Source organism: Dactylosporangium salmoneum (assembly GCF_039532525.1).
GTDB classification, from domain to species: domain Bacteria; phylum Actinomycetota; class Actinomycetes; order Mycobacteriales; family Micromonosporaceae; genus Dactylosporangium; species Dactylosporangium salmoneum.
In genome coordinates this window covers 10775-29195 of the sequence record NZ_BAAARV010000034.1, presented here as the reverse complement: position 1 = coordinate 29195, position 18421 = coordinate 10775, and the positions used below count along the sequence as shown (strand labels likewise).

Genomic DNA, 18421 nt, shown 5'->3' with positions numbered 1-18421 from the left:
GCCATTCGCCCGCGCAGGACCCCCTCGTGCTGGTAGGGAGGCAGATGACCGATTCAATTGGAGGCCCCAGCCATGGTCGAGCGCACCGGATACATCGACGGCGAGCCCTGCTGGGCTGACGTGGTGGCGGCCGACGTACCCGCCGCGCAGCACTTCTACGCACAGCTGTTCGGGTGGGAGTACGCGGACACCGGCGCAGATTTCGGGCATTACGTCATGTGCCTGAAGAACGGGCGGATCGTGGCCGGGATGAGCCCGCCGATGCCCGGGTCCGAGTCGCTGCCGGCCGCCTGGAGCCTGTACCTCATGTCGCACGACCTGGCCGGCACGGCGAACCGCATCGAGGAACACGGCGGCAAGCTGCTCGTCGCGCCGATGGAGATCCCCGGCAACGGCCGCATGCTGTTCGCCATGGACCCGTCGGGCGCCGCGTTCGGGGCCTGGGAGCCGGGCAAGCACACCGGCTCGCAGCTCTTCGACGAGGACGGCTCCCTGTGCTGGGCCGAGGTGACGACCCGCGAGCCGGCGGTGACCGACTTCTTCTACCACGGCCTCTTCGGCTACCGGCAGACCCGCGTCCCGAACACGTCCGACCTCGCCGAGGAGCCGTTCGACTACTCCGCGTGGAGCCTCGGCGACGCCGACCCGGTGGCCGGCCGGCTCACCATGACCTCGGAGTGGGACGGCGTGCCGGCGCACTGGACGGTGTACTTCGCCACCGCCGACACCGACGCCGCCGTCGAGCGGGTGCTGGCCGCCGGCGGGCGGGTGCAGCACGGCCCGTTCGACTCCCCGCACGGCCGCCTGGCCGTCATCGAGGACCCGAACGGGGCCGTGTTCACCCTGATCGCCCGTTAGCGGCAGGCCCGAGTGCCGCGAAGCGGCATGGGGGGTCCGGGGTGGGACCCCCCGGAGGCGCCGCGCCGAAGGCGCCGCAAGGCTAGAAGCGGTACCCGTCGAACGCCTCTTGGCCGCGCGTGAACCGGTACGTCGCCCAGTGCATCCGCACCACGGTGCCGTCCTCGTCCCGGGTCAGGCGCAGCAGTTCCCCCGCCTCCCGTCCGGAGACGGTCCGGAAGACGTCGGGCCGGCCCTCGATCGGCGCGAAGACCGCCGGCGGGCGCTTGCCCGGCGCCTCCACGGCCCGGGCGTGCAGTCCGCCGTCGCGCCAGCTGAAGATGTACTCGGAGCCCTCGCCCCACCAGCGGCCGAGGACCGAGCGGTACTCCTGCGGCGCCCCCGGCCCGGGCACCCACGGCGCGATGTCGGCCGGGTCGTGCTCCACCACGGCGGCGAGGAGCTCGTGCGGGAGGTCGCAGACTTCTCCCGCGGTACCGGATGAGCCAAGCGAGGCCACCCCGAGGCCCTTCGGCGTGCCCGATCCGCCCACCCGGCCGTAGGCGGCGGCCAGGAAGCCCGGCATCGCGCCGTCGTGCCCGACGTGCACCACGCGCTCGGCGCCGGCCTGCGGGTGCAGGATGAGGCCCAGGCCGAAGGCGCGGGCCCAGAGGACGTCCTCGGTGACCGCCTGCGGTACCCGCATCTCCTCCACGGTCGAGGCGGCCAGCACCGTCCCGTTGGGGTCCATCTCGCGCGGATCGGCGAGGAAGGCGGCCCAGCGGGCCAGGTCGGCGGCGGTGCTCCACAGCTGCGCGGCCGGCCCGACCGCGCCGAAGTCATCGGGCGGCTCGGGGTGGGCGTAGTCGGACCAGGCGTCGACCTGGTAGCCGGGGACCGGCCGCTGCGGCGTGACGGCCACGTCGTGCAGCCCGAGCGGCTCCAGGATCCGCGCCCGCAGCACCTCCTCCCAGGTGCCGCCGCGCAGCCGCCCGACGAGGTGGCCGAGCAGCGCGATCGCCAGGTTGGAGTAGTGGAACCGCTGGGCCGGCCGCAGCACCTGCTCGGCCCGGTCCAGCTGGGCCAGCAGCGTCTCCACGTCGGGCGCCTGCATGGTGTCCCAGACGTCGCCGAAGGGCTCGCGCTGCAGCCCGGACAGGTGCGAGAGCATCCGCCCGACGGTCAGCTCCCCGTGCGCCTTGACCGGCAGGTGGCGCGCGATCCGGTCGTCGAGGTCGAGCAGCCCCTCGTCGCGGCACTGCATCACCAGCACGGCGGTGAAGGTCTTGGTGATCGACCCCATCCGCAGCTGGCTGGCGGCGTCGACCCCCTCGCCCACCTGGAAGGTCCAGAGTGGACGGTCGGCGCGGTGCACCGCCACGCTCACGGCCGGGACCCGGGCCTCCGCCTGGACCCTTCGGGCCATCCTCTCGTACCGCTGCACAGGCTTCATGACGAGACCATCGGCCCGAGCGGGCGCCCGCCGAGCACGTGCGCGTGGACGTGGAAGACCTCCTGGCCGCCGTGCTCGCCCGCGTTGAAGATGACCCGGAACCCGTCCTGCGTCAGCCCCTCGGCATCGGCCACCGCCGCCCCCGCGGCGAGCACCTGCCCGGCGAGCGCCGGATCGGCCTTGGCCAGCTCGGCGACGTCGGCGTAATGCGCCTTGGGGACGACCAGCACGTGCACCGGCGCTTTTGGCGCGATGTCGCGGAATGCCAGCGTCGCGTCGGTCTCGTGCACGACGGTCGCCGGGATCTCACCGGCGACGATGCGGCAGAAGAGGCAGTCACTCGTCACCAACGCATCTTAGGGGTCGCATCGGGTCGATCTTGACGATTAGGGTACGGGTCATGACAGCCCGCAGAGTCCTGGTCACCGGCGCGGCGCGCGGCATCGGCGCCGCGATCGCCGCCGCGTTCAAGGCCAACGGCGACCGCGTGGCCCTCCACCGCCGCGCCCCTTCTCCGGGCGACGACGACCTCGTCGTCACCGGCGACCTGTCCGACCCGGACGCGACCCTCGCCCTGGTCGACGCCGCCGCCGAGGCCCTCGGCGGCCTGGACGTGGTGGTCAACAACGCCGCGATCTACGTCGAGCACAAGATCCTCGACACCGACTACGCCGCCTGGCAGGCCGCCTGGCGCGACACCCTGGCCGTCGACCTGCTCGCCCCGGCCAACGTCTGCTGGGCCGCCGCCCGCCACCTGCCGCGGGGCGGCCGGATCGTGAACGTGAGCTCGCGCGGCGCGTTCCGGGGCGAGCCCGACCACCCGGCGTACGGCGCGGCCAAGGCCGGCCTCAACTCCCTCACCCAGAGCCTGGCCCGGGCCCTGGCGCCGCGGGGCATCGCGGTTTCGGCGGTCGCGCCGGGCTTCGTGGCGACGGATCTCGTGGAGTCGCTGCTGTCCTCGGAGGAGGGCGTGGCGATCCGCGCCCAGAGCCCGTTCGACCGGGTCGCCACCGCGGAGGAGATCGCGGCCGCGGTGCTGTACCTCGCCTCTCCCGCCGCCGAGTGGTCTTCCGGCGCCATCCTGGATCTGAACGGGGCGAGCTACTTCCGCTGATTTCGCGATAAGTCGGGCGCTCCGCGCCGCGACTTATCTGACTTATACGGTGTCGGGCGAAAAATCGGATATGTCCGGATGCGCCAGCATCCGGACATATCCGTGCAAACGCGGGCCTACCAGCGGCCGAGGCGCACAGACAGGGCGGCAACCGCCACCGCGCCCGCCGTCGACGTGCGAACGTGGGCCTACCAGCGGCTGAGGCGCACAGACAGGGCGGCAACCGCCACCGCGCCCGCCGTCGACGTGCGAACGTGGGCCTACCAGCGGCCGAGGCGCACAGACAGGGCGGCAACCGCCGCCGCACCCGCCGTCGACGTGCGCAGGACCTCGCGGCCCAGGCGGACCGGCGTGCCCCCCAACGCCGACAGCTCCTCCGGCGCCACTCCGCCCTCCGGCCCCACGACCAGCGTGATCTCCCCCGACGAGGGCAGGGGCACCGTGGAGAGCGGCGAGGTGGCCTCCTCGTGCAGCACCAGCACGGTGCCGGAGAGGGAGAGCTGCCGCGTCGTGCAGGCCGCCGTCACCTCGGGCAGCCACGCCCGGCGCGACTGCTTCACCGCCTCGCGCACCGTCGAACGCCACCGCTCCAGCGGGCGGTCGTCCTTCCAGCGGGCGATGCTGCGGGCCGCCTGCCAGGGCACGATGCGGTCCACGCCGACCTCGGTCAGCAGCTGTACCGCGAGCTCGCCCCGCTCCCCCTTGGCGATCCCCTGCACCACGGTGATGGCCGGGTCGGCCGCGGGCACCTGCGAGACCGAGGAGACGTCGAGCGTCAGCGCGCCCTTGCGGGCCGCGGTGACCACGCACTGGGCCAGGCCGCCACGGCCGTCGGCGAGCAGCAGCGCCTCGCCAGGCGTGAGGCGCTGCACGTCGGCGGCGTGGTGCCCCTCCGGGCCGTCGAGCGTCCAGAGAGACTCCGAAGGCAGCTCGGCGACTAAGAAGAGGGGCAGGCTCACGACGCCGCCTCCGCAAGCTCCGGCGACGTCGCGAACAAGCTGAACTTATGGTGAGCGGCCCCTCCGCTTCGCTCCGGACCGCTCACGACGCCACCTCCGCAAGCTCCGGCGACGTCGCGAACAGGCTGAACTTATGGTGAGCGGCCCCTCCGCTTCGCTCCGGACCGCTCACGACGCCACCTCCGCAAGCTCCGGCGACGTCGCGAACAGGCTGAGCTTATGGTGAGCGGCTCCTCCGCTTCGCTCCGGACCGCTCACGACGCCACCTCCGCAAGCTCCGGCGACGCCGCGAACAAGCTGAACTTATGGTGAGCGGCCCCTCCGCTTCGCTCCGGACCGCTCACGCGTGGCCGTTGAAGGCGTCGCGCATCCGGGAGAAGAAGCCGCCCTGCTTGGACAGCTCGGCGACCTCCTCGCCGCGGCTGCGGGCGAACTCGCGCAGGAGGCGCTCCTGCTCCGGCTCCAGGCGGGTCGGGGTGCGCACGTCGAGGTGGACGTAGAGGTCGCCCCGGCCGGCGCCGCGCAGGTGCGGCACGCCCTTGCCACGGATGCGCAGCGTCGAGGTCGGCTGGGTGCCGGCCTTCACGTCGACCGTCTCCTCGCCGTCGAGGGTCTTGATGGTCAGGCGGGTGCCGAGGGCGGCGGCGGTCATCGGCACGGTGACGCGGCAGTGCAGGTCGTCGTCCTTGCGCGAGTACACGTCGTGCGGGCGCTCATGGATCTCGACGTAGAGGTCGCCGGGCGGGCCGCCGCCGGGGCCGACCTCGCCCTGCTGGGCGAGGCGGATGCGCATGCCGTCCTCGACGCCGGAGGGGATCTTCACGGTCAGCTGGCGGCGGGTGCGGACCCGGCCGTCGCCGCCGCAGGTCGCGCACGGGTGCGGGATGACCGTGCCGAAGCCCTGGCAGGCGGAGCAGGGGCGGGCGGACACGACCTGGCCCAGGAAGGTGCGCTGCACCGACTGGACCTCACCGCGGCCCTGGCAGATCTCGCAGGTCTGCAGGTGGGTGCCCGGCGAGGTGCCGGCGCCCTGGCAGGTGTTGCACACGATGGCGGTGTCGACCTGGATCGGCGCCTCGACGCCGAAGGCCGTCTCGTGCAGGTCGAGGTCGAGGCGCAGGATCGCGTCGGCGCCCGGGCGCACGCGCGGGCGGGGCCCGCGGGCGGACTGGGTGCCGAAGAAGGCGTCCATGATGTCCTGGAAGCCGACGAACGCGCCGCCGGCGGGACCGGCCCCGCCACCGTTCGGGGCGAGCGGGTCGCCGCCCAGGTCGACCATCTCGCGCTTGCGCGGGTCGGACAGGACCTCGTACGCGGCGTTGATTTCCTTGAACTTCTCCTGCGCCGCCGGGTCGGGATTGACGTCCGGGTGGAATTCGCGGGCCAACCGACGGTAGGCCCGCTTGATCTCATCGGCCGTGGAGTCTCGCTTGACGCCGAGAATCCCGTAATAGTCCTTCGCCACTGAGTCCTATGCCCCTGAGATAGATGTCAACTCTGTGCCAGCAGGTCGCCGACGTAGCGTGCCACGGCGCGTACGGTCGCGATGTTCCCGGGGTAGTCCATCCGGGTCGGGCCGAGAACGCCCATGCCGCCGACAACCATGGTGCCCGGACCGTAGCCGGTGGCCACGATCGACGCGGTGCGCAGGTCCTCGATCTCGTTCTCGTCGCCGATGCGGACCCGCGTCATGCTGGGCTCCACCTCGCCGAAGAGCTTGAGCAGGATGACCTCCTCCTCGAGCGCCTCGAGGATCGGCCGCAGCGAGCCCTGGAAGTCCAGCAGGCCGCCGCGGGCCAGGTTGGCGGTGCCGGCGAGCGCGATGCGCTCCTCGGACCGCTCGACCAGCGTCTCCAGCAGCACCGTCGACAGCGCCGTCATCGGCGGTCGCAGGCTCCGCGCGGCCTCCTCGACCAACGCCGCGACCAGCGGTGGGGTGTCGACCAGCCGCTTGCCCACCAGCTTCTCGTTGATGAGCCGCCGCAGCTCCGTCACCTCGTCGGCGAGGATCGGGCCGGGCAGGTCGACCAGGCGCTGCTCGACGCGGCCCGTCTCGGCGATCATCACGACCATGAGCCGGGTGGTGGAGATCGGCACCAGCTCGAAGTGCCGCACGCTGGCCCGGGACAGGCTCGGGTACTGCACCACGGCGACCTGCCGGGTGAGCTGCGCGAGCAGCCGGACCGTGCGGTGCACGACGTCGTCGAGGTCGACCGCCCCGATCAGGAACCGCTCGATCGCCCGGCGCTCGGCCTGGCTGAGCGGCTTGACCCTGGAGAGCTTGTCGACGAAGAGCCGGTAGCCGGCGTCGGTGGGCACCCGGCCCGCACTGGTGTGCGGCTGCCTGATGTACCCCTCCTCCTCCAGCACGGCCATGTCGTTGCGGACCGTCGCCGGGGAAACCCGAAGGTTGTGCCGCTCGACCAGCGCCTTGCTGCCGACCGGTTCCTGGGTGGCGACGTAGTCCTCGACGATGGCGCGCAGCACTTCCAGCTTGCGCTCGTCAAGGGCCATGGCACCTCCTCGTCGACTGGCACTCCCAACTAGTGAGTGCCAGTCTACGTCAGTCGCGCGGGGGCACGCGATGATCGTTTCGCGCACGATAGACGGCATGGCCGCTGGACTGGGCAAAAGATGTCTAAAAGACGTCATGTCGTGTCGCTGGCGCCACTTGATCGATGCACCTACCGTGACCCCCATGACAGAACCACCTCGTCCCCCGGGGGAATACGGCATGCCGTCGGACCCCAACTCCGGGTACCCGCCCCAGCCGCCCGTCTCGGGTGGCGGGTACACGCCGCCGCCGACCTCCGGCGGGGGTTACCAGCAGCCCGGGTACCAGCAGCCCGGGTACCAGCAGCCGGGCTACCAGCAGCCCGGGTATCAGCAGCCCGGGTACCAGCAGCCGGGGCAGTACGGCGCGCCCGGCATGGGCGGCCCGGCCCCCGTCGGCTACAACAACAGCGACGAGAAGACGTGGGCGCTCATCGCCCACTTCGGCGGCATCCTGGTCGGCTTCATCGCCCCGCTCATCGCGCTGCTCGTGAAGGGCAACGAGTCGCCGACGGTCAAGGCGCACGCCAACGAGGCGCTCAACTTCCAGATCACCTACGGGATCGCGCTGATCATCACGTGGATCATCGGGGCCTGCACGATCATCCTGATCTTCGTGCCGCTCCTGCTGTGGATCTACGTCGTCGTCATGTGCATCCTCGGCGGCATGAAGGCCAACAACGGTGAGCTGTACCGCTACCCGGCCACCCTGCGCCTGATCAAGTAAGACCCGCAGTCATCTCGGGGCGGTCGCCAACCTCGGAGGCGACCGCCCCGCATATGTTCACGTCAGTGCCCGGGCCACGTGGTCGGCGAGCAGCCGGCCGCGCAGGGTGAGCACGGCCCGGCCCGCCGCGAACGCCCCCGCCTCCAGCTGCCCGTCGGCGAGGCAGTCCCGCGCGCCGGCCAGCCCGGCCGCGTCGAGCGCGTCCAGCGGCAGCCCGTCGGCCAGCCGGATGCGCAGCATGACGTCCTCCATGTGCCGTTCTTCCGGCGTCAGTACCTCCCGAGCCTGCCCCGGCGAGGCGGAGTCGGCCAGCCGCGCCGCATAGGCGTGCGGGTGCTTGACGTTCCACCAGCGCACGCCGCCGACGTGGCTGTGCGCGCCCGGCCCGAAGCCCCACCAGTCCCCGCCGCACCAGTAGAGCTCGTTGTGCCGGCAGGGCGAGTCCCGGGACCAGTTGGACACCTCGTACCACGCGAACCCGGCGGCGGCGAGCGCCTCGTCGGCGGCCACGTACCGGTCCGCGGCCACGTCGTCGTCCGGGAAGGGCAGCTCGCCCCGCCGCATCCGCGCGGCCATCCGGGTGCCGTCCTCGACGATGAGCGCGTAGGCGCTGACGTGGTCGACCCCGGCGTCCACGGCCGTGCGCAGCGAGGCGGCGAAGTCCTCGGGCCGCTCCCCCGGCGTGCCGTAGATCAGGTCCAGGCTGACGCGGTCGAACCCGGCCGTGCGGGCCTCACCGGCGATCTGCGCCGGGCGGCCCGCGGTGTGCCGGCGGTCGAGCACGGCCAGCACGTGCGGCGCGACCGACTGCATGCCGAGCGAGAGCCGGTTGAACCCGGCCGCCCGCAGCTCGCGCAGCGCCGCCAGGTCGACCGACTCGGGATTGGCCTCGGTGGTCACCTCGGCGCCGGCGGCCAGCCCCCAGGTGCGGTCGATGCCCTCCAGGATGCGGCCGAGCTCGGCCGGGGGCAGCAGCGTCGGGGTGCCGCCGCCGAAGAAGACCGTGTCCACCCGCGGCGGGCTGACCACCTTCGCGGCCAGGGCCAGCTCGTCGAGCACCTGCTCCGCGTAGCCGGCGCTGAGCACGCCCTCGCCCGCGGTGTAGGTGTTGAAGTCGCAGTATCCGCACCTGGTGGCGCAGAAGGGCACATGGACGTAGACGCCGAAGCCCGCCTGCCCGGCGCGCTGCGCTGCCTCGTCGGGCAGGGCGCCGTCGCGCGGCATCGGCTCGCCTTCTGGTAGTACTCCCGGCACTTGTCTAGTGTGCCCGCATGCCACTTGTGACGACCGAGACCCGGCGGGGCGTGGCGACGCTCACCCTCGACAGCCCGACCAACCGCAACGCGCTGTCGACCGCCCTCATCGAGGAGCTGCTGGCCGCCCTGGCCGCGGCCGAGGCAGACGACGCCGTCCGCGCCGTGGTGCTGACCCACACCGGCCCGGTCTTCTGCTCCGGCGCCGACCTCAAGGAGACCGCCGCCGCGTTCGGCAGCGGCAAGCCGCCGGTGAGCCGGCTCGGCGACGTGCTGGCCGCGATCTGGGAGAGCCGCAAGCCGGTCCTCGCCCGGGTCGGTGGGCCGGCCCGGGCCGGCGGCCTGGGGCTCATCGCCGCCGCCGACATCGCCGTGTGCACCACCGCGGCGACCTTCGCATTCTCCGAGGTACGCATCGGGGTGATCCCCGCGGTGATCTCGACCACAGTTCTGCCCCGGTTGGCGCCGAGGGCGGCCGCCGAGCTGTACCTCACCGGCGCCACCTTCGACGGCGCGCGGGCCGAGCGGATCGGGCTGGTGACCGCCGCGGTCGAGGCCGAGCGGCTCGACGAGACCGTCGAGGGCTACGTGCGCGACCTCGTGCGCGGCGCCCCCGGCGCGCTGGCCGGGGCCAAGGAGCTGCTGCGCAGCCGGGAACCCGATACGTTCCGTGACGAGGTGGCGGCCATGACCGAGCTGTCCGTCCGATTCTTCGGATCCGCCGAAGGGATGGAAGGCATCATGGCATTCCGGGACAAACGCGACCCAAATTGGGTGCCCGACGGCGCCGCCTGAGCGCCTTGAGTGGCATCGAGCACGTACTCTGTTCGACCTGAGCGTGATGAACGTCCACTAAGCCGACGAACGAGCGGAGCGGAGACTCACGATGCGTGCGCGGACACTGGTGACGATCGCGGTGGTGGCCGCCGTCGCCGTGGCCGTGTGCGCCTACGTCGTGATCCAACGCATCGGCGACAGCCTGCAGCTGCCGATCATCGCGGGCAAGGCCTGCGTGGTCAACGCCGGCAACGCGTCGGTCAGCGCGACAAATGACGCGGGCGAGGTACAGCTGGACGCCGAGCAACTGGCCAACGCGGCCACGATCACGGCGGTCGGGCTGACCCGCAAGGTCCCGCACAAGGGGCTGGTCATCGCGCTGGCCACCGCGTGGCAGGAGTCGAAGCTGGAGAACCTCACCGGCGGCGACCGCGACTCGATCGGGCTGTTCCAGCAGCGGCCCAGCCAGGGCTGGGGCAAGCCGGAGCAGATCGCCGACCCGCGCTACGCCGCCAACGCGTTCTTCACCGCCCTGCTCAAGGTCAAGGGCTGGCAGGACATGCGGGTCACCGACGCGGCCCAGGAGGTGCAGCGCAGCGCCCACCCGGAGGCCTACGAGAAGTGGGCCGACGAGTCCGAGATCATGGTCCGCGCGCTGTCCGGCGACGTGACCAGCGCGGTGGCCTGCACCGTCAGCGAGGCGTCCAGCCACGGGCCGGAGGCGGCCCGCTCGCTCGGCGACAGCCTGAAGCTCGACTGGGGCACCATCAGCACCGCGGACGTGCAGAACCTCGTCGGGGTGGCGCTCAAGGTCCGCGAGACGAAGTCCGGCTGGCAGTACGCCCACTGGCTGGTCGCCCACGCCCAGGACCACGGCGTAAAGCGGGTGGTCTATGCCGACATGCAGTGGACCGCATCCAGCGGAGCGTGGTCGCACGTGACGGAGCGTGGTGGTATCGACGCCGGTCCAGCCGGCGAACGGGTCGTCGCCGAGGTCTACTGAGGCACTGACGTTCCGCGCGACCAGCGGGTTGTCGCCCTTTCGGCCATTGTCCGGTGGCCAACTCCCGAGTCGGATCGGCATGCACCTCGCGTTACGATCGGGCGTTCGGGATTACTGAGCAAGGGTTCTGCCAAGTAGCAAGGTTCAAGAAGTAAGGGGAGGACATGACGTCCGCTGCACCCGACTACGACGGTCTCACCGGCTACGAGCCGATCAGTGAGACCGATCGCAAGGAGTTCCTGGACAACGGCTTCCTGCTGGTCCGCAACGTCCTCAAGGAGGACCACCGGGCCCAGCTCGAGGCCGCCATGGACCGGGTCTACGCCGAGGAGAAGGCGGCCGGCTCGTCCAGCATGAAGAAGGACGGCACGCTGCACCTGCTGGGCTTCCTCAACCGGGACGAGCTCTTCGGGCACCTGCTGACCCAGCCGACCATCTTCCCGTACATGTGGGGCCTGGCCGGGTGGAACATCTACACGCACCACAACCACCTGGACGTCACCCCGCCCACCTCCGAGGAAGAGCCGCCGTCGTGGGGCTGGCACCAGGACGGGTACCGCCAGAACTCCGACCCCGAGACGATGGACCCCAACGTCCCGCGGCCGATGTTCTCGCTCAAGGTCGCCTACGTCATCTCCGACCTTTCGGAGACCGGCCGGGGCGCCACCAAGGTCATTCCGGGCAGCCACCTGTGGAACTCCCTGCCCCGCCCGGCCGACACGACGGTGCACAACCCCGACCCCGAGGGCACCATCGAGATCACCGCGAACCCGGGTGACTGCTTCATCTTCGACCGCCGCCTCTGGCACTCGCGGTCGCCAAACTACTCGGACATCACGCGCAAGATGCTGTTCGTCGGCTACACCTACCGGTGGATCCGCATTCTCGACGACATGCCGATCGACTTCGACGGCGAGTGGTGGGCCAACCGCACCCCGGTGCAGCGCCAGCTGCTCGGTGAGGCATCGCACACGGCCAACTACTGGGGCATCAACTGGAACGGTTACATCGACGAGGAGATTCCGCTCCGTAAGGAGCTGAAGACCCGCGGCCTGCTCGACCGTTCGATTCCCTGGCTGCGCTGAGAAAAAACGTTTGAAACGCGATTGACCCCCGGCTCGTTACGAACCGGGGGTCAATCGCGTATTCGGTGGAAATTACAGGGCGCGGCGGCCACGCCCGTGGAAACCGGCCACCAGGGCCACGCCGACGGCCGCGAGCAGCACCTGAATCAGCAGCTCGCCCCAGTCGACACCCGGGGTGTCGGTCGAGATCCCGATCGCGTGGGCCACAACGGTGCCCAGCAGGGCGGCAATCACGCCGACGACCATCGTCAGCAGGATCGACATGTTCTGCCGGCCGGGAACGACCAGGCGGCCCAGCGCACCCACGATCAGACCGACGATGAGCGCGGTGATGATTCCGGTGACAGTCACTGGAGTCCTCCTCTTACCAACTCAACCAGGGGGTTCGTGCTTTGCGGTTGAACTGGTAATGCCCGCGGACTCACAGAGCCAAACGCACCGACGATTGTCGAACGATCGAATTGCGTAACGCGAGGTCCATGGTCGCAAATGCCATCTCGGGCGGATCCGCCAGCTCGAGCCAGGTGAACTCGCTGGCCTCGGCCGGGTCCAGGGATATCTCCCCGGCCGTGATCGTGGCCACCCAGAAGCAGTCCAGGACCGGGAGGCGTTCCTCCTGATAGTCGTACGTGCCGATGTACATGCCGGCGAAGGCGCCCAGCTCGACGGTGACCCCGAGCTCCTCCCGTGCCTCGCGCACGGCGGCGTCGGCCGGCAGCTCGAAGCCGTCGCAGAAGCCGCCGGGCAGGTCCCACCAGCCCTCGCGCGGCGCCCGCGCCCGGCGGATGGCCAGGAAGCGGTCGCCGTCGACGATGATGACCGTGCCGGTCGGCCGCGGGTTGACCCACACGGCGTAGCCGCAGGCGGCGCAGATGGCCGGAGCGGCCTCGGTGGGACCTCCGCAGCGCGGGCAGTGCCTCATTTCTTCGGCTTCTCCTGGGCGGCGGTGTCCGAGGTGTTCAGGGCGGCGATGAAGGCCTCCTGGGGCACCTCCACCCGGCCGACCATCTTCATCCGCTTCTTGCCTTCCTTCTGCTTCTCCAGCAGCTTGCGCTTGCGGCTGATGTCACCGCCGTAGCACTTGGCGAGCACGTCCTTGCGGATGGCCCGGATCGTCTCGCGGGCGATGATCCGGCTGCCGATGGCCGCCTGGATCGGCACCTCGAACTGCTGGCGCGGGATGAGCTTCTGCAGCTTGCCGGCGATGGTGACGCCGTAGTTGTACGCCTTGTCCTTGTGCACGATGGCGCTGAAGGCGTCGACCGCCTCGCCGTGCAGCAGGATGTCGACCTTGACCAGGTCGGCCACCTGCTCGCCGGAGGGCTCGTAGTCGAGGCTCGCGTAGCCCTTCGTACGGCTCTTGAGCTGGTCGAAGAAGTCGAAGATGATCTCGCCGAGGGGCAGCGTGTAGCGCAGCTCGACGCGGTCGGCCGAGAGGTAGTCCATGCCCAGCAGCGAGCCGCGCCGGCCCTGGCAGAGCTCCATGACCGCGCCGACGTAGTCGTTCGGGGTCAGCACCGTGGCCCGGACCGTCGGCTCGAAGATCTGGCCGGTCTTGCCGTCGGGGAACTCGCTGGGGTTGGTCACCGCGACCTCGGTGCCGTCGTCCATGATCACGCGGTACACCACGTTGGGCGCGGTGGAGATCAGGTCGAGGTTGAACTCGCGCTCCAGCCGCTCCTGGATGATCTCCAGGTGCAGCAGGCCGAGGAACCCGCAGCGGAACCCGAAGCCCAGCGCGGCGCTCGTCTCGGGCTCGTACACCAGCGCGGCGTCGTTGAGCTTGAGCTTGTCGAGGGCGTCGCGCAGCAACGGGTAGTCGGAGCCGTCGATCGGGTACAGCCCGGAGTACACCATGGGCTTGGGGTCCTTGTAGCCCCCGAGCGGCTCGGTGGCCGGCTTCGCGTTGATGGTGACCGTGTCACCCACCCGCGACTGGCGCACGTCCTTCACGCCGGTGATGAGGTACCCCACCTCGCCCGCGCCCAGCCCGCCGCTCTTGATCGGCTCGGGCGAGATCACGCCGATCTCCAGCAGCTCGTGCACGGCGCCGGTGGACATCATCCGGATGCGGTCGCGCGCCTCGATCCGGCCGTCGACCACCCGGACGTAGGTGACGACGCCGCGGTACACGTCGTAGACGGAGTCGAAGATCATCGCGCGGGCGGCGCCGTCGGTGACCCCGGTCGGGGCCGGCAGCTGCCGGACGATCTCGTCGAGCAGGTGCGGGACGCCCACGCCGGTCTTGCCCGAGACCCGCAGGCAGTCGTCCGGCTCGCACCCGATGAGGTGGGCCAGCTCCTCCGCGTACTTCTCCGGCTGCGCGGCCGGCAGGTCGATCTTGTTGAGCACAGGGATGATCTGCATGTCGTTCTCGAGCGCGAGGTACAGGTTGGCCAGCGTCTGCGCCTCGATGCCCTGCGCCGCGTCGACCAGCAGAACCGCGCCCTCGCAGGCGGCCAGGCTGCGCGAGACCTCATAGGTGAAGTCCACGTGGCCCGGGGTGTCGATCATGTTGAGGACGACCCGCTCGCCCGTCCGGTCGCCCTCGCGGACGGTCCACGGCATGCGGACGGCCTGGCTCTTGATCGTGATGCCGCGCTCGCGCTCGATGTCCATGCGGTCGAGGTACTGCGCCCGCATCTGCCGGGCCTCGACCACCTCGGTGAGCTGCAGCATCCGGTCGGCCAGCGTCGACTTGCCGTGGTCGATGTGGGCGATGATGCAGAAGTTGCGGATCCGGTCCGGCTCGGTGTCGCCGGGTCGGTTCGCGCCGGGGTCGATCGTCGGTGGCACAGGCGTCCGTTCTCCATCGGGCTGGGGATCTCATACATCGTCCCACGCCCGCGGGGAAATCCGGCCCCCGGCCGTCGGCCGTCGGCCTCCGGATTCTGCCAGTGAGAGGGGCGCGATAGCCACCTGAGAGGAGATCGAGAGCGTTGTATTCCATGCTGGACGGGTCGAGCGCCGCGCCCGGCACTGGGGTCGGTGAGGTGGCCTCCACGTCAGTGGTGGCACCGTCCGGCACGGGCCTCCGGGAGTTGTGCGCGCCAACAGGCACGGCGCGGCCACGAATCCCGGTGACCCGTATCGGACGGACGTCAGCCTCATCGGACGGACGCGGCGCCCGACCCCCTGCGAATCGGACGAACCGCTAGAAGCCTCAGAGCAGTGCGCCCTCGTCGTGGAGCCAGTCCACGAAGCCCAGCGCCACCACGGCGGCACAGTCGACGAGCTCGCCGATGAGCGCGTCGTGGGCGCCGGAGAGCAGCGGTACCTGCATCTCGGCGTAGATCGGCAGCTGGTTGCGGTCGGTGGGGTCGCCGACATACGCCTTGTAGAAGCGGCGCGTGTGGTTCCACTCGTTGACCACCTGGTAGGAGCGGTCCGCCCAGTCCGGCGGGACCGTCGCGTGCGGCCGCGCGCGGATGACCAGGATCTCGTCCGACGGGCCCTCCAGCGCGAACAGCACCGCGTGGCGCTCCCACAGCGCGAGCAGGCTGCCGTCTCCGTCGGTCAGGTATCGGATCTCGAGCTTCTCGAGGGCATCGGCCACCCGCTGCAGCGTCACTGGGGCTATGCCTGCGGCGCCGTCCTCCTGCGGCGTCTCACACGCTCCGTCGAGCGTAGGGGTCGCGTCTTCCCGCGGTAGCTGAGCGACGGTCGAGTCGGTCTTCGACCCGTTCGCCGGCTCGGCCCGCCATGGCCACTTTGGCATCGTTCCGGACTCCCTGCTCCCCCGTGCGCCTCCACCCGCATGTGCGGTCCGTCGCCGCCCGATTCCGCTCGGCGGTGGACCCGAAAGAGGACGGTACCCGTTCGGTCGAGTTTCAGCAGCCCCCAATTTCACCCTCGTCCCACCCGTTCGGGTGAGGGTCTTATAGCCGTCTATCCGATGAGGGTGGATCCGCCGCCACGATGCCAGGCAGAGCCATATGCGCAGGCCAGAGCCGTCCACGGACCCGAAATCCGCACATCGACGAAGTCTCGGGGGCCGCTCCCGGTGAAGCCCATCCGGACGACCGCCTGGACGAGGCGCTGCGAAACGGGTATGTCCGCGCCGCCGTCGGTGGTGACGGTGATCGGCACGTGGTCGAGGAGCGCGTCGCGCAGCATCCGGGAGCCGACCGCGCGCCCGCCGACCCCCTCAGCGGCGGCGGTCCGCACGGTCCGCGCGGCCGCCTCACCGACCCGCACGACGTCCGCGGCGGGGATCCGCTCGACCGTTGTCCCGGGGACAGCGGGCAGGGACCATCGCCAATCGGTGTCCCGCGATGCGGGAAGGTCGCCATCGACGGACGCGAGCAGCTCGGCCGCCGCCACGGTCCGGTCGGAGCCGACCGTGGCCGGCAGCGCGCGGCACACCAGTACACCCCAGGGAAGGCGGGACCACAGGGTCACCGCGCCCTCCCCGGCGGGCCGCAACCGGGCGACCGCGCCGGGGTCCAGGCGGGCCACCCGGGCCAGGAACGCCACGGCGTCGGAGCGGCCGGAATCGGCTAGCCAAGCCATGGAGAGAGAAATTTGCGCTCGATGTCGCGGACCCGGCGCGGCCGCCCGGCGTCGAGGTCGTAGGGCACGCAGACGGTCCGCGCCCGGGACGCGAGCGCCTCGCCGTCGAAGAGCTCGTAGGCCACCGTCAGCCGGGAGGCCTTGATCTCCTCGATCCACAACTCGATGCGCACCGGGTCGCCGTAGTCGATCGGGCGGAGGTAGTCGATCTCATGACGTGAGATGACGATGCCGTTCTCGAACGACTCGAGGCCGGCCGACCGGGCCGCGGTGAACATCAGGGCAACGCGCGCCTCCTCGTACAGCGTGAGGAAGCGCGCGTTGTTGACGTGCCCGTACGCGTCCAGGTCGGACCAGCGCAGGGCGCAGTGATAGATGAAGCGGGCCACTGCGGTTCGTTCAGTCGCGGGTCAGCTTGCGGTAGGTGACGCTGTGGGGCCGCGCCGCCTCCGGGCCGAGCCGGTCGACCTTGTTCTTCTCGTACGACTCGAAGTTGCCCTCGAACCAGAACCACTTGGACGGGTTCTCGTCGTCGCCCTCCCACGCCAGGATATGGGTGGCCACGCGGTCCAGGAACATCCGGTCGTGGGAGATGACCACGGCGCAGCCGGGGAACTCCAGCAGCGCGTTCTCCAGCGACGACAGCGTCTCGACGTCGAGGTCGTTGGTCGGCTCGTCGAGCAGGATCACGTTGCCGCCGATCTTCAGCGTCAGCGCGAGGTTGAGCCGGTTGCGCTCGCCGCCGGAGAGGACCTTGGTCGGCTTCTGCTGGTCGGGGCCCTTGAAGCCGAAGGCGGCCACGTAGGCCCGCGAGGGCATCTCGACCTTGCCGACCATGAGGTGGTCCAGGCCGTCGGAGACGACCTCCCACACCGTCTTGTCGCCGTCGAGGCCCGACCGGTTCTGGTCGACGTAGGACAGCTGGACCGTGTCGCCGACCCGCACCGAGCCGTCGTCCGGCTTCTCCAGCCCGACGATGGTCTTGAACAGCGTGGTCTTGCCCACACCGTTGGGGCCGATGATGCCCACGATGCCGTTGCGCGGCAGCGTGAAGGACAGGTCGTCGATGAGCAGGCCGCGCTCCTCGAAGCCCTTGCGCAGGTTGGCGGCCTCGATGACCACGTTGCCCAGGCGCGGGCCCGGCGGGATCTGGATCTCCTCGAAGTCCAGCTTGCGGGTCTTCTCCGCCTCGTTGGCCATCTCCTCGTAGCGGCCGAGGCGGGCCTTCGACTTGGTCTGGCGGGCCTTGGCGTTGGAGCGCACCCACTCGAGCTCCTCGCTGAGGCGCCTCTGCAGCTTCGCGTCCTTGCGCCCCTGCACCGCCAGGCGCTGGGCCTTCTTCTCCAGGTAGGTGGAGTAGTTGCCCTGGTAGCCGTGGACCTGGCCGCGGTCGACCTCGGCGATCCACTCGGCCACGTGGTCGAGGAAGTAGCGGTCGTGGGTGACGGCGAGCACGGCGCCGGCGTACTTCTGCAGGTGCTGCTCCAGCCACTGCACACTCTCGGCGTCGAGGTGGTTGGTGGGCTCGTCGAGCAGCAGCAGGTCGGGCGCCTCGAGCAGCAGCTTGCACAGCGCGACCCGGCGGCGCTCACCCCCGGAGAGCTGGGAGACCTCGGCGTCCGGCGGCGGGCAGCGCAGCGCGTCCATCGCCAGCTGCAGCTTGGAGTCGATGTCCCACGCGTCGGCGTGGTCGAGCTCCTCCTGCAGGCGGCCCATCTCCTCCATGAGCGCGTCGGTGTAGTCGGTGGCCATCAGCTCGGCGACCTCGTTGAACCGGGCGAGCTTGGCCTTGGTCTCGGCGACGGCCTCTTCGATGTTGCCCAGGACCGTCTTGGTCTCGTTGAGCGGCGGCTCCTGCTGCAGCATGCCGACGGTGTAGCCGGGCATGAGGCGGGCCTCGCCGTTGCTCGGCTTGTCCAGCCCCGCCATGATCTTGAGCAGGCTCGACTTGCCGGCACCGTTCGGGCCGACGACACCGATCTTCGCGCCAGGCAGGAACGACAGCGTGACGTTGTCGAGCACGACCTTGTCGCCGTGCGCCTTGCGCGCCTTCTCGAGCACGTAGATGTACTGCGCCACGGTGCGCCCCTACCTCCGGTGAACGTTTCGTCTGTTTTTTGTGCTGGTTCCGGGCCCAATCTTTCCAGG

Annotated in this window: 19 protein-coding genes; 6 read left to right on the top strand and 13 right to left on the bottom strand. The window is 70.6% G+C overall.

The window, feature by feature from the left end; genetic code table 11:
- Positions 1-72: 72 nt before the first annotated feature.
- Positions 73-858 carry a VOC family protein gene (locus ABD352_RS23625; protein WP_344614642.1) on the top strand — a complete coding sequence of 262 codons (786 nt, stop codon included), beginning with the start codon at positions 73-75 and terminating at the stop codon, positions 856-858.
- Between the two features lie 82 nt (positions 859-940).
- Here the strand turns inward: ABD352_RS23625 and ABD352_RS23620 are convergent, their stop codons facing one another.
- Both ABD352_RS23620 and ABD352_RS23615 read right to left on the bottom strand, forming a co-directional pair.
- Entirely contained in the window at positions 941-2290 is a 1350-nt protein-coding gene (locus tag ABD352_RS23620; RefSeq protein ID WP_344614641.1) for a serine hydrolase domain-containing protein, read from the bottom strand.
- The gene (locus tag ABD352_RS23615; RefSeq protein ID WP_344614640.1) at positions 2287-2640 is read right to left on the bottom strand and encodes a histidine triad nucleotide-binding protein; all 354 of its coding nucleotides are present in this window, start codon (positions 2638-2640) and stop codon (positions 2287-2289) included. Before ABD352_RS23615 ends, ABD352_RS23620 begins: the two co-directional genes overlap by 4 nt.
- 50 nt (positions 2641-2690) lie before the next feature.
- Here ABD352_RS23615 and ABD352_RS23610 point away from each other — a divergent pair, with 50 nt between their 5' ends.
- Positions 2691-3404, top strand: a complete 714-nt coding sequence (locus ABD352_RS23610) for an SDR family NAD(P)-dependent oxidoreductase (RefSeq protein ID WP_344614639.1) — start codon at positions 2691-2693, stop codon at positions 3402-3404.
- A 260-nt stretch (positions 3405-3664) separates the two neighbouring features.
- On the opposite strand, the gene ABD352_RS23605 is transcribed toward ABD352_RS23610, so the two are convergent.
- The 3 genes from ABD352_RS23605 to hrcA form a co-directional block, all read right to left on the bottom strand.
- Positions 3665-4363 (bottom strand): 16S rRNA (uracil(1498)-N(3))-methyltransferase, encoded by a 699-nt coding sequence (locus ABD352_RS23605; RefSeq protein WP_344614638.1) that lies wholly within the window; start codon positions 4361-4363, stop codon positions 3665-3667.
- Between the two features lie 340 nt (positions 4364-4703).
- The gene (gene dnaJ / locus ABD352_RS23600) at positions 4704-5828 is read right to left on the bottom strand and encodes a molecular chaperone DnaJ (protein ID WP_344614637.1); all 1125 of its coding nucleotides are present in this window, start codon (positions 5826-5828) and stop codon (positions 4704-4706) included.
- A gap of 26 nt (positions 5829-5854) precedes the next feature.
- A complete protein-coding gene (gene hrcA, locus ABD352_RS23595) occupies positions 5855-6877 on the bottom strand; it encodes a heat-inducible transcriptional repressor HrcA (protein ID WP_344614636.1) in 1023 nt (340 codons plus the stop codon).
- Positions 6878-7061: 184 nt separating this feature from the next.
- Here hrcA and ABD352_RS23590 point away from each other — a divergent pair, with 184 nt between their 5' ends.
- On the top strand, positions 7062-7643 hold the full coding sequence (locus ABD352_RS23590; protein ID WP_344614635.1) for a DUF4870 domain-containing protein: 582 nt from the start codon (positions 7062-7064) through the stop codon (positions 7641-7643).
- Positions 7644-7700: 57 nt separating this feature from the next.
- Here ABD352_RS23590 and hemW read toward each other — a convergent pair whose 3' ends face one another.
- Positions 7701-8867, bottom strand: coding sequence for a radical SAM family heme chaperone HemW (hemW, locus tag ABD352_RS23585; RefSeq protein ID WP_344614634.1), 1167 nt, complete (start codon positions 8865-8867; stop codon positions 7701-7703).
- A 47-nt stretch (positions 8868-8914) separates the two neighbouring features.
- On the opposite strand from hemW, the gene ABD352_RS23580 reads away from it, so the two are divergent.
- The 3 genes from ABD352_RS23580 to ABD352_RS23570 all read left to right on the top strand — a co-directional run bounded on the left by ABD352_RS23580 (position 8915) and on the right by ABD352_RS23570 (position 11761).
- Positions 8915-9691, top strand: coding sequence for an enoyl-CoA hydratase-related protein (locus tag ABD352_RS23580; RefSeq protein WP_344614633.1), 777 nt, complete (start codon positions 8915-8917; stop codon positions 9689-9691).
- A 91-nt stretch (positions 9692-9782) separates the two neighbouring features.
- Positions 9783-10676, top strand: coding sequence for a VldE C-terminal domain-containing protein (locus ABD352_RS23575; RefSeq protein ID WP_344614632.1), 894 nt, complete (start codon positions 9783-9785; stop codon positions 10674-10676).
- A 164-nt stretch (positions 10677-10840) separates the two neighbouring features.
- The gene (locus ABD352_RS23570) at positions 10841-11761 is read left to right on the top strand and encodes a phytanoyl-CoA dioxygenase family protein (RefSeq protein ID WP_344614631.1); all 921 of its coding nucleotides are present in this window, start codon (positions 10841-10843) and stop codon (positions 11759-11761) included.
- A 72-nt stretch (positions 11762-11833) separates the two neighbouring features.
- On the opposite strand, the gene ABD352_RS23565 is transcribed toward ABD352_RS23570, so the two are convergent.
- From ABD352_RS23565 to ettA, 7 genes are all read right to left on the bottom strand, one after another.
- Positions 11834-12112, bottom strand: coding sequence for a GlsB/YeaQ/YmgE family stress response membrane protein (locus ABD352_RS23565; RefSeq protein ID WP_344614630.1), 279 nt, complete (start codon positions 12110-12112; stop codon positions 11834-11836).
- A 70-nt stretch (positions 12113-12182) separates the two neighbouring features.
- Positions 12183-12683, bottom strand: a complete 501-nt coding sequence (locus ABD352_RS23560) for an NUDIX domain-containing protein (RefSeq protein ID WP_344614629.1) — start codon at positions 12681-12683, stop codon at positions 12183-12185.
- Positions 12680-14557, bottom strand: coding sequence for a translation elongation factor 4 (gene lepA / locus ABD352_RS23555; RefSeq protein ID WP_344614628.1), 1878 nt, complete (start codon positions 14555-14557; stop codon positions 12680-12682). Before lepA ends, ABD352_RS23560 begins: the two co-directional genes overlap by 4 nt.
- Before the next feature lie 367 nt (positions 14558-14924).
- Positions 14925-15479: a type III secretion system chaperone family protein gene (locus tag ABD352_RS23550; RefSeq protein ID WP_344614627.1), complete on the bottom strand. Its 555-nt coding sequence runs from the start codon at positions 15477-15479 to the stop codon at positions 14925-14927.
- A 170-nt stretch (positions 15480-15649) separates the two neighbouring features.
- A complete protein-coding gene (locus ABD352_RS23545) occupies positions 15650-16273 on the bottom strand; it encodes a DUF8185 domain-containing protein (protein WP_344614626.1) in 624 nt (207 codons plus the stop codon).
- Positions 16261-16662, bottom strand: a complete 402-nt coding sequence (locus tag ABD352_RS23540; RefSeq protein WP_344614625.1) for an acyl-CoA thioesterase — start codon at positions 16660-16662, stop codon at positions 16261-16263. The genes ABD352_RS23545 and ABD352_RS23540 overlap by 13 nt, the downstream gene beginning before the upstream one ends.
- 10 nt (positions 16663-16672) lie before the next feature.
- On the bottom strand, positions 16673-18352 hold the full coding sequence (ettA, locus tag ABD352_RS23535; protein WP_344614624.1) for an energy-dependent translational throttle protein EttA: 1680 nt from the start codon (positions 18350-18352) through the stop codon (positions 16673-16675).
- Positions 18353-18421 lie beyond the last annotated feature (69 nt).